Here is a 10,588-nt window from a genome sequence, read left to right as displayed (position 1 = left end):
GGCGTCAGACACCAGCAGCATCGAGGGAGGCCCGCCCTTCTCGGCGGAGCCACACAGGTGGGGAATTTCGATGAGCGTCAGTGGGGAAATTCAGCGAGCGCAGTCATGACCATCGACCCACCGTTTCTGGGACAGTCATTCCCGATTACGTGGCTATTCGACTCCCGCGTATATGCCAGAGCGGCAAGTGACAATCACCCGCCGATCCTCTACCACTACACCGACGAGAACGGGTTGAGGGGGATCGTTAGTCCGCCGTCGTGGGATATAGACCACCCGGGCTTCGGCCTCGCAGCGCAATTGTGGGCAACTGACGTGCGATACATGAACGACGCGAAGGAACTCCTGTTTGGGGCCGAGCGGTTTGTGGAGCGGTTTCGTGCAGCCGCCGCCGATGCGTCAACGCCCCGAAAGTTGGCAGACGCAATGTCACGCCTAGCGGACGTGTTCGACGAAACTGATGTCCTACGTTGGAATTTGCGGTGTTTCGCCGCCTGCTTTAGCGACTCTCCGGACCTGGTCAATCAGTGGCAGGGATATGCCAGAACGGGCGGGTATGCCATCGGCTTCCCCTGGGATGCCCTAGCCGAGCAGACGTATGCCCTGCACCCAGCAGCAACAGCCGCTGGCACAACCGCGCAGTCAGTCGGGTTGCGAAAGATGGGATACGACGCGCCAGCAGCCGATTCCCTGGCTGCTTCGTCTATCGCTGGGATGCGTCACGCCTACAGCGCAGAAGGTAGCTTCGTCCGGTCGATGATTGAGGACGGCTCAGGCGGAGGGCTGCTCTACATGGCGTCCATTGTGCTTAGTGACCTCGCATGCGTGAAACATGGTGCGTTTCAACATGAACGTGAATGGAGGTTGTTCGCCCTGAGTGAGCCGGGATACCCCTCAAAGACCCGGCAGTCGGGCGTTCCCTATCTGGAGATGGCCGTAAACGTGGACGACGCGGATGGTTCCAATCCGCAAACGTCCCCGACTATTGCAAGCCTCGTCGTCGGCCCTGGTCACGATCAGGCAAGCCGGATCGTTTTCGCCCGTGACCTGCTGGCGCAGCGCGGACATAACCCCGACGTGGTCGTCGGCTACGACGGGCCATACCGAGGGTGACCGAATAGGTGGCACCTTCGGTCAGCGATCACTTGGCGTTCGTGTGCGTGCGACTTGTCGCCCTCAGATTTGGAGGTCCACTTCCCACGGCAATGACTCGGCATAGCGCTCAAGCACCGCGAACGGGAACAACACCTTCCCTCCGTGTCTCTTCGCCAACAGCTTGCCGGACAGCCGGAGCCTGTCGATTTCCCTCACGCTGAGCGACAGGATGCGTGCAGCCTCAGGCCGCGTCACCAATAGCGGTGGGGGGAGGACGGGCGACGCAGTGCCAACGTCGTCTAGATGCTTGAGCCAGCACCCTGAAAAGTCCGCCATAGTAGGAACGTAGTTCCGAAGCCGTGCGACTGCGACTACATGCCTTGTACATCCCGTTTTCGTGGGTCTGCGTACCGGCCAGGGGGCCGTTGACGTGTTGACGTAGGTCAACAGATGGCCCACGCCGGCCCATGTTTCCGCATGTCGCGCCATGTTGACGCATACTTGAAAAGTGCTGGTGATTAGCGGTATTTGCGGCTTCAATTCCCGGCAGCTCCACTTTTGAAGTACAGACAACTTCATATCTGAGACCTCCTTGCCGACGAGCAAATGTGTCACCCGTGGAACCCCACGAGATGACAAGTCGGCAAGGAGGTTTCTTCATGCGGGCGACCGGCACGACACCCAGATGCGCCTGCCGGATGATCGAGGTACCGCGCATCACGTAACGCGGATACGGCGAAAGTCACCGGTTCCGGTAGGCCGTAGGCGTCATCCCGAACCAGCGTCGGCAGGCGCGGCTGAACGTGCTGTGCTCGGTGTAGCCGAGCTGGCGGGACACCTGGGCCACAGGGAGGTCGGTGCCGGTGAGCAGCCGGTCGGCGAGTTCGCGGCGGGTGCGGTCGACCAGTTCGGCGAAGGTGATTCCCTCCGATACGAGGCGCCGCTGCAACGTCTTCGGATGGATGCCGAACTGGCGTGCCACCAGGGTGGCCGACAGTTCCCCGGACGGCAGCAACTGGCGTACGACGCTGCCGACGGTATTGGCGATGTCGGGTGTGCGCTGACCGTGAGCCTGTGACAGGTAGGTGAGGGCGAGTCGGTGAGCGAGCGGATCGTGATTGAGAGGACGCTGTAAATCCTTGGCGCGCAGGGTGAATCCGGCGACCGGCTCGGAAAAGTGTGGTGGGCAGCCGAAGTACCCGCGGTAGTCGGGCACAGAACCCAGCGGGGTATGGGGCAGGTGCACGGCGACCGGCCGGTAAGTGGTGCCCAGGAACAGGCGCAGCACTTGCAGGGTCAGCCCGAGCGCCAGTTCGATCGCCTGGGCCTGCGGGGGTGCCGGGCGCAGAAGGAAGTCGTATTCGAACCGCCGTAGCGCCGGATCGGCATGGTCGGTGATGCCCGCCGCGATGGCCGGGCTGTGCGAGTCCATATAGGTGACCAGGACGTCGAGCGCCTCGGCGACCGTGGCGGCCGTGCGGGCGGCCACGGCGACGGGGCCGAGGATGTCGATGCTCTGCTGCCTGCCGAGTTGGCGTCCGAAGTCGGGCACGCCCAACACCGTGGCCGCGGCTTCGACCGCGGAGATGGCGCTGCGCAGCGGGATGAACCGGTCGTCGTGCCCCGCGTCGGCCGGATCGATGCCGACCATCGTCAGCATCGTGTCGGGATCGCCGCCATGGACGGTGACGAGTGGCGCGAACCCCGTGAGGGACGATCCGCGGACCAGTTGCATGTCCACAAGAGTCAAGAAGCTGTCCAGCAAAGTCAAGACAAGCAGACGCTGGATGGTGCAGAGTGGTTGCCCGGTCGGGGGACCACAACCGGTTGTGGCCGACGCGAAAGCGGTGGGCCGCAACGGAGATGAACCAGGGGGAACCCGTGGACGCGCAGCCCAGCTGACGAGGCGGTCGGACTCACTGCGGCGCCTCATCGAGATGCGCCGGATACTGGACAAGCCGTGCTCACGGGGCGTAACGCCGCGACGGCCCACATGAAGGGAAATGGATGAAGGTCTGGGTTTCGGGTCTGGTGGCGCTGCTGCTGGCCGCCACTGCTGGCTGCGGTGGCAAATCCGGTGAACCGCAAGGTGGTTCGAGCGCGGAGCCGACGCCGCAACAGGTGCGCGAGATTGCCAAGGAGGCGTACATGTACGGCTTCCCGATGGTCGACAACTACCGCATCCAACACTCCTACTTCGTCGACAAGGCCAACCCGCAGTACAAGGGCGACTGGAACCAGACGCACAGCATCGCCCGGGTGTTCACCCCCGAGGACACCACGATCCAGACGCCCAACTCCGACACCCCGTACACGATGCTGGGTGCTGATCTGCGGGCCGAGCCGCTGGTGCTGACGGTTCCGCCGATCGAGGCCGGCCGCTATTACTCGTTGCAGTTCGTCGACGGCTACACCTACGACTACGCGTACGTCGGCAGTCGCACCACCGGCAACGGCGGCGGCAAGTACCTGCTGGCAGGCCCGAGCTGGAAGGGCGAGAAGCCGGAGGGCATCAACGAGGTGATCCGGTCGGACACCGATTTCTCGCTGGTCATCTACCGCACTCAGCTGTTCGATCCCGCAGACATCGACAACGTCAAGAAGATCCAGGCCGGTTACACCGTCGAACCGCTGTCCGCGTTCGAAAAGAAGCCCGCCGCAACAGCTCCCGCGATGGACTTCATCGCGCCGCTGACCCCGGACGAGCAGAAGACCTCGCCGAAGTTCTTCCAGATCCTCAACTTCGTCCTCAAGTTCGCTCCCGTGCTCCCCGATGAGAAGGAACTGCGAGACCGGTTCGCCACCATCGGCATCGGGCCCGACGGCAACTTCAACCCCGACACCATGAGCAAGGACACCCTGCAGGCCGTGCAGGACGGGATGGCCGACGCCTGGGCCGAGCTGACGACGTTCCAGAAGGAGAAGCTCGTCACCGGTGAGGTCACCTCCGGGCAGCTGTTCGGCACCCATGAGGAGCTCAAGAACAACTACCTCTACCGCATGGCCGGTTCGGTGCTGGGCATCTACGGCAACGTGGCCCAGGAGGCCCTGTACCCGGTGATCGCGACGGACTCGACCGGTGCGCCGCTGACGGGCGCCGGCAAGTACACGCTGCGATTCGCGCCCGGGCAGCTGCCGCCGGTCAACTCGTTCTGGTCGATCACGATGTACAAGATGCCGCAGAGCCTGCTGGTGGCCAACCCCATCAACCGGTACCTCATCAACTCGCCCATGCTGCCCAACCTGATTCACGATCCGGACGGCGGCATCACGATCCATGTGCAGAACCAGTCGCCCGGCGCCGACAAGGAGGCCAACTGGCTGCCCGCACCCGACGGGCCGTTCCAGATGATCATGCGCCTGTACTGGCCGAAGGAAGAAGCGCTCAACGGCTCCTGGAAGGCGCCGCAGGCAGTCAAAGACTGACGGCCGCAGGCATCGCGCCGCCAGAGGTCACCAGCGGACCAATCAGGTAGGCCCCCAGAGATGGGGGCCTTTCCTGTATCGGAGCATTGTCACCGGTTTCTCGGCCACGCTCTGTCACTCTGTGCGAGTGGACCTGGTGTGGGGTGTCGTCGCGCTGACCGTCGCGACGTTGACGGTGCTGCTGGCGGTACGCAGGTTCGTCACGGTGGGAAGCCAGTTGGTGTTCTCGCGTTATGTCGCCGTCGGTGGGCTGGTCGCGTTCGGCGCATCCCGCGACGACGCCGTCGCCCCCGACATCTATTGCGTGCGCTTCGAAGTGGGCGGGCCGGGAGTCTTTCACAACGTGACGATGCACCTGTTCGGGATGTCCGACACGGATGCCCAACCACAACGGCCCGCGGTGCGCCACACCATGGCCGCCGGTGACAGTCCCATCGAGTGGACCTTCCGGCTTTCCGACGAGGCAGCGACGCGGGCCTGGGTGATGGTGACGTGGGTGCGGCCATACCTGCAGGGCGTGGAGTCCGAGGCGCTCGCGCAATGGCTGCACACCGGCCGGCTGTACGAATGGCGGTGGTACTCCGAGACGATCCGATACGTGCGGACCGTCGTTCGGTTCATCGCCCGACGATGGCCGCTTCCGGCCGCCGAGTCGGTGCGCGACTTGCCGCTGTACGGCCGGTGGCGTCGCACGTCGTCGAACACCAGCGCCGATCTGCTGGGTCCGGCTGCCTGCCCGCCGCCGATGGTCTGAGTCGGCCCTGCCGGAGGTCCGCCTGCGGGGTACTCCCCACACGCGGCCTCCGGCTCGGTGGCACCGTCACCGCGTAGGCGTCAAACGATGGCATGCCAGGCGCGCCCCGGCCGAGCTTGTCGGCAGACCGGCTTGCCGCAGGGCGCGAGGACCCCCATGCGTGGAGGGTCGCGTGATCCTTTGGACGGGGGCGGCGTTGACGGCTATCGCCGCAAGCAACTCGGTGTAGCTCCAACCGATCTCGGTTCCGGACAGTGCCGACAGGTTGATCATCTGCTCCCGACCGGGCCGACCCGGGCCGGTCATGCTGGGCTTCATGTTGATGTCGATGGCCTTGATGACACCGTCGGCGTCTTCCCGGCAATCGATGCGGATCGGCGCAGTGGCCTTCAGGAACTGCGCGACTCGCACGGCGTGCCTGGCGAATTCGCGGAGTTGATCATCGTCGCCCGCAGGCTTGCTGTTCGACTGGATCGGCACCACCCCGCTGAACGGCATCACTCCACCGCGATGTCCAGTCCGCTCGATCGCCGGAAGTGGCCAGTGGGTGGCTTCGTGCCGCACCCCGTCAGCCGTCTCATAGATGCCCGGTGGCATCACGGTCACGGCCAGCTCCCGGCCTGACAGGTACTCCTCGATGAGGAACTTGCCGCCGAACTTCGGCCCGACCAGCGATTCGATGTGCTCTGCCGCGTCGCCGACCGAGCCGACGACCTTGACACCGGCGCTACCACGGCCACGGACGGGCTTCACGATGATCGGGAAGGACAGCCCCTTCGTCGAAACCGCTGTCTCGACTTGTGCTTTCGCCGGACCGATCTCGACGTTGACGAGCGCCTGCACCGGCACCGGGACGCCGATCGCGCTGATAGCGGCCTGGCACACGTTCTTGTCCTCGAACTTCTCGACCACGTCCAGTGGCTGACCAACCACGTACAGCCCGGAGCGAGAACCGAAGTGGGCCAACGGATGCTCGTCGAACAAGCTGGTATTTGCCCATAGCACCACAGCTCCGTCGGACACGGCGCGGGTGATGCCGTCGAGAGTGTCCGGGTACGTCCACTCGGCGTCGACGTCGGGCCGCGGATCGTCTACCGGGGTAAGCACGTCACAACCGGCCTGCGCCAATGCAAATGCGATGTCTGCCGATGAATCCCGGTACCCGAATGGGTTCGAGGGCTTGACCGCTCCGCCGAGCGACGGCGGTGTAACGGCTTGGTGCAGCACCGCGATCGGCTTACCCGACAGCGCAGGTGCATTCGCCGTGATGATGTTGCCGGTGCTCTGTGCGTTTGCTGTTTTCATTCGAGTTCTCCTGTGTGAGTGAGTGTTTGGTATCTGCCAAGTGGTGGCCTTGCAGAACCAAAATTACGGTCCTTCCGGCGTCCTGGCCCGCTTGTGCGCACAACCGCAACAAGCGCGCGATCTTCGGCTTTTGTGCATTGCGCTCATCGCGGTTTCGACGTGCCAGGGAACTGGGCGATGACATCGCTGACGTCCGTGCAGGTCTCCAAACTCAGGATTTTGCCTGCGAGGCAGTCGATTTCGGCTGGCGTCGCGCCGAGCCCAAGCTGGAGGCAGTCCGAGAACTTGGCGAGTGCCTCGTCCTCGGTCATCGGCTGTTCCGGACTACCCTCCATGAACTCGAGGAAGCGTTCGATGCGCCGGCCGTCCCGGCAGAGGATCGTCACCCGGGTCGGCGACATGGCGCCGGACGCTATCGTTTGGTCCACCACGACGCGCGTGCGCGCTGCCAGGGCGCTGACGACGGGGTCCGTGATCTGCGGCCGCTGGAAGGTGGTCACGTCGACCCGGCCGTGGATGAGCGCCGTCGCAAAGCAGTAGCAGGCGTTGAACTGCGCGTGGATCGTCGAGTCCCGGGCGACGTCGTAAGGCTCGCCGACGATCTTTGTGTTCACCTCGCTCATGCCGATGGCAACGCTCTCGATGTCCGCTGGGCTCAGGCCTTCTCGGTGCAGCGACTGGCCGATGGCGATCGCGTTGTGGGTGCAGCGGCAGCAGGGATACGGCTTCATGCTGTGCGTCATGACCTCCCACCGCAGGCCGAGATCCTGCAAGAGAGCGTCAGGCCGGACATCGCCGGCCTCGTACAACCGGAAGAGGCCCGCTTCTCCCTCGAGAAATCGGGTCGGTCCGGTCAATCCCGCCGCGGCGAGATACGCCGCGGCCGTGCCGTTGCGCGACGCGAAGCCCGCTCCGAGCCGCTTGGCCAGAACGCCGTCGTTCAACGCCTGCCGGGTACCCGAGGCCTGATGAAAGGCAAGGCCGACGGCATCGGAAAACTTGTCGGCGCGCAGGTCCAGTACCCGCGCGGCCGCCGCCGCGGCGCCGAGCGCGCCCATGACGGTGGTCGGATGCCAGCCGCGGGACATGCTGTGGGGTGCGGTGAGTCCGAGTCGCGCCTGCAGCTCGACGCCGGTGGCGAGCGCCGCGATGAAGTCACGGCCGCTGACACCGCCCTGCGCTTCTGCTGCCGCCATCGCCGCGGGCAGGATGACGGCGTAGGCGTGTACGCGGCCGGGATCGTGATTGTCGTCGAAATCCAGCGCGTGCGCCGCTGCGCCGTTGGCGAGCGCGGCTGTCGGCGGTGCTGCGCGGCCCTTGCCGATCAGTACCGTCGAAGGGCCGGCACCCTCCCAGCCGAGAAGGAGACGGTTGACCTCCGGTATGCCGGGGGCCTCGGCGGCGGCAGCGATCACGCCCAGGGTGTCGAGCACGAAGAGCTTGATTCGCTGCACCACCGGCGCGGGGAGATGAGAATAACGCCAATTCTCGTATGCGGCCGTGACCTCGCGGCTGAACCCGTCGGCGGGCGCATCTTGTCCGGTGGCACGCTGCGCCGGAAGGCCTGCCGTATTCGTTGTATTCATCAGTGGCTGCTCTCTGGGATTAGTTGCGGGGCAAGAAGAATGCGGCGATGCCCGCCGCGACACCGGCGAGAATGAGCACCGTCAGCGCCACGCCGGGCCAACCTGCCGACGTCAACGCGATGCCGCCGAACCAGCCGACGATGCTCGATCCCGCGTAGTAGAAGAGGTTGTAGAGCGACGAGGCCTGGGCCTTACCGACGGTGGCCCCGCGGCCGGCCCACCCGGTGGCGATCGCGTGAGCGCCGAAGAATCCGACGGTGGTGACCACCAGGCCGATCAGTATCAGAAACAGGTTGGTGCACAACGTGATCAGTACTCCGGTGATCATGATGGCGATCGATGTCAGGAGCACCGATTTGCGGCCGAACCGAGTGGCGAGGGCGCCCGCGAGGGTCGATGCTCCGGTGCCTGCCAGGTAGGCGAAGAAGATCAGGCTGAGCACTGTTCCCGGCAGGTGATAGGGCGCTGCGGTCAGCCGGAACGCCAGGAAGTTGTAGATCGCCACGAACCCGCCCATCAGGAGAAATCCCTGGGCGAACAACGTCAGCTGGCGTGGTGAGCGCAGATTGACCACGAGGCGGTGGGTCAGCGTGCCTTCCGGGTTGGCTCCGCGCCCACTTGCCGGTGTGAAGCCTCGTGAGTGCGGCGCGAGTTTGACGAAGCCTGCCGCCGCGGCTGCGCACAGGACGGCCACGGTGATCATGCCGATCCGCCACGTCGCCACCTCGGTGATCGGCCCGGCGACCACCCGGCCCAGCAGCCCGCCGATGCTCGTCCCGGACACAAAGGTCCCGGCTGCCCGCGCCGCGTGCTCGGGGGCGATTTCCTCGGTGAGGTAGGCGATCGCGATGGCGGGAACACCGGCGAGCACGAGTCCCTGCAGAAGTCGCCCGGCGAGCAACAGGTGGAGGTTGGGTGCGCATGGCGTGAGCAGCCCGAGCACGCTCGACGTCACGACCGACACCGACATGGCCTTCACCCGGCCGACACGGTCGGCAATCATCGACCAGGGGATCACCCCGACGGCCAGGCCGATCGTGCAGGCCGACACCATCAGCGCTGCGCTCGCCGCTCCGACACCCAGGTCGGTCGAAATCTGCGGTAGCACTCCCTGCGGCGAGTACAGCTGGGCAAACGTTGCGATCCCCGCGCAGAACAATGCCCCCAGCAGACGGCGGTACTCGGTGGACCCGCGGCGGTGTCCGACCCAAGATTGTGTGCGGCTCTGGGAGATGGTGTTCATGACCACGCCTTCAGTCGAGGTGACATCGATTGCGGCGAAGTTATGCGCTGGGGGCTACGACTGGCGCGCTTGTGCGCGCAACCCGCGCAGTGCGCGAATATCGGGCTTTTGCGCATTTCGCTCACCGATGCCGGAGGCCCCTGGCCACAGCCGGTGGCAACGCGAAGTTGATCCTTTGCCGTTACGCGTTACATTGAGGCGTGTTTTCTCGCCGCATACGTAGCCCCCGGACGGGCAGTGCGCGGTCAAGTGGTCGCTGGGTCGGGCTTGGCGCTGCTGCACTGTTGACGGCCGGCGTCTCGCTGGTCACCGCAAACGTGCCGGTGGCGTCCGCCACCGACTGTGCCGACGCCGAGGTCATCTTCGCGCGCGGTACCGATGAGCCCGCCGGCCTCGGTCGGGTCGGCGACGCACTCGTCGACTCGCTGCGCAAGCAGACCGGCCTGAACATCGCCACGTACGCGGTGAACTACAAAGCCAGCAAGCTGCAGCTGCATGGTGGTGACGGCGCCAAAGACGCGATCTCACACCTCAAGTCCACGGTGTCGTCCTGCCCGGACACTCAGATCGTGCTGGGCGGCTACTCGCAGGGCGCGAGCGTGATGGACATCGTGGCCGGCGTTCCTGTGGGTGGCATCAGCTGGGGTGATCCGCTGCCTGCCGAGTATGCGAAGAACGTCGCGGCGGTCGCCACCTTCGGTGACGTGGCCACCCGCACCGACCAGGCCCTGCCGACCCACAGTGCACTGCTCGGTGCCAAAGCGATCGACCTGTGCAATCCGAGCGACCCGATCTGTCATCCGGGCCCGGGCAACGCCTGGAGCGGCCACACCGAGGGCTACGTCCCGCTGTACACCGACCAGGCCGCGGCATTCGTCGCGGACAAGCTGCTGGGCGGGTCTCGGCAGTCGTTGCCCGGGTATGGCCCGCTGCCGGGATACGGCCCTGACACGTCGGTGCACGGCCCGCAACCGGGGTACGGCGTGCAGCCGCCCGGGTCTGACGGGTCGACATCGGCGCCTGCTTCGCCGCCGCCCGATCTGAGTTGGGTCTCGGCGGTCCGCTGACGTCCCTGACGGTCCTCGCGGTGATGCCCGTGGTCGCGCTGCGGTCGCTTGCTCAGACGAATTCTGAACACGCCGAACAACATTGAGAAACCGTACGAGCGGCCGCGGAGAT

9 protein-coding genes are annotated in these 10,588 nt (G+C 65.3%); 4 read left to right on the top strand and 5 right to left on the bottom strand.

Features of this window, described 5'->3' with window-relative positions:
- The first annotated feature begins 105 nt into the window (after positions 1-105).
- Positions 106-1,113, top strand: a complete 1,008-nt coding sequence (locus tag RMCB_RS12515) for a DUF2971 domain-containing protein (RefSeq protein ID WP_062829031.1) — start codon at positions 106-108, stop codon at positions 1,111-1,113.
- A 63-nt stretch (positions 1,114-1,176) separates the two neighbouring features.
- Here the strand turns inward: RMCB_RS12515 and RMCB_RS36975 are convergent, their stop codons facing one another.
- Positions 1,177-1,431, bottom strand: coding sequence for a helix-turn-helix domain-containing protein (locus tag RMCB_RS36975; RefSeq protein WP_062829030.1), 255 nt, complete (start codon positions 1,429-1,431; stop codon positions 1,177-1,179).
- Positions 1,432-1,837: 406 nt separating this feature from the next.
- Positions 1,838-2,830 (bottom strand): AraC family transcriptional regulator, encoded by a 993-nt coding sequence (locus RMCB_RS12505; protein ID WP_062829042.1) that lies wholly within the window; start codon positions 2,828-2,830, stop codon positions 1,838-1,840.
- 272 nt (positions 2,831-3,102) lie between these two features.
- Between RMCB_RS12505 and RMCB_RS12500 the strand changes: the two genes are divergently transcribed.
- Together RMCB_RS12500 and RMCB_RS12495 are read left to right on the top strand one after the other, a co-directional pair.
- Positions 3,103-4,521 (top strand): DUF1254 domain-containing protein, encoded by a 1,419-nt coding sequence (locus tag RMCB_RS12500; RefSeq protein WP_062829029.1) that lies wholly within the window; start codon positions 3,103-3,105, stop codon positions 4,519-4,521.
- 127 nt (positions 4,522-4,648) lie between these two features.
- Positions 4,649-5,275, top strand: a complete 627-nt coding sequence (locus RMCB_RS12495) for a hypothetical protein (protein ID WP_062829028.1) — start codon at positions 4,649-4,651, stop codon at positions 5,273-5,275.
- 66 nt (positions 5,276-5,341) lie between these two features.
- Here the strand turns inward: RMCB_RS12495 and RMCB_RS12490 are convergent, their stop codons facing one another.
- From RMCB_RS12490 to RMCB_RS12480, 3 genes are all read right to left on the bottom strand, one after another.
- A complete protein-coding gene (locus tag RMCB_RS12490) occupies positions 5,342-6,580 on the bottom strand; it encodes a D-alanine--D-alanine ligase family protein (protein WP_062829027.1) in 1,239 nt (412 codons plus the stop codon).
- Positions 6,581-6,723: 143 nt separating this feature from the next.
- Entirely contained in the window at positions 6,724-8,166 is a 1,443-nt protein-coding gene (locus RMCB_RS12485; RefSeq protein WP_072278461.1) for an MmgE/PrpD family protein, read from the bottom strand.
- Positions 8,167-8,185: 19 nt separating this feature from the next.
- The gene (locus RMCB_RS12480) at positions 8,186-9,409 is read right to left on the bottom strand and encodes an MFS transporter (RefSeq protein WP_062829025.1); all 1,224 of its coding nucleotides are present in this window, start codon (positions 9,407-9,409) and stop codon (positions 8,186-8,188) included.
- 281 nt (positions 9,410-9,690) lie between these two features.
- Here RMCB_RS12480 and RMCB_RS12475 point away from each other — a divergent pair, with 281 nt between their 5' ends.
- Complete coding sequence (locus tag RMCB_RS12475) at positions 9,691-10,476, top strand: cutinase family protein (protein WP_072278464.1); 786 nt, start codon at positions 9,691-9,693, stop codon at positions 10,474-10,476.
- The last annotated feature ends 112 nt before the right edge of the window (positions 10,477-10,588 follow it).

This window comes from Mycolicibacterium brisbanense (assembly GCF_001570425.1).
GTDB classification, from domain to species: Bacteria; Actinomycetota; Actinomycetes; order Mycobacteriales; family Mycobacteriaceae; genus Mycobacterium; species Mycobacterium brisbanense.
Note: the sequence above shows the minus strand (reverse complement) of the source record. Positions and strands in the feature narration are given on the sequence as shown.

Coding starts and splice junctions, on each gene's coding strand:
- RMCB_RS36975 (WP_062829030.1), bottom strand. CDS start 1,431: ATGGCGGACTTTTCAGGGTGCTGGCTCAAGCATCTAGACGACGTTGGC.
- RMCB_RS12485 (WP_072278461.1), bottom strand. CDS start 8,166: ATGAATACAACGAATACGGCAGGCCTTCCGGCGCAGCGTGCCACCGGA.
- RMCB_RS12500 (WP_062829029.1), top strand. CDS start 3,103: ATGAAGGTCTGGGTTTCGGGTCTGGTGGCGCTGCTGCTGGCCGCCACT.
- RMCB_RS12515 (WP_062829031.1), top strand. CDS start 106: ATGACCATCGACCCACCGTTTCTGGGACAGTCATTCCCGATTACGTGG.
- RMCB_RS12480 (WP_062829025.1), bottom strand. CDS start 9,409: ATGAACACCATCTCCCAGAGCCGCACACAATCTTGGGTCGGACACCGC.
- RMCB_RS12505 (WP_062829042.1), bottom strand. CDS start 2,830: ATGCAACTGGTCCGCGGATCGTCCCTCACGGGGTTCGCGCCACTCGTC.
- RMCB_RS12490 (WP_062829027.1), bottom strand. CDS start 6,580: ATGAAAACAGCAAACGCACAGAGCACCGGCAACATCATCACGGCGAAT.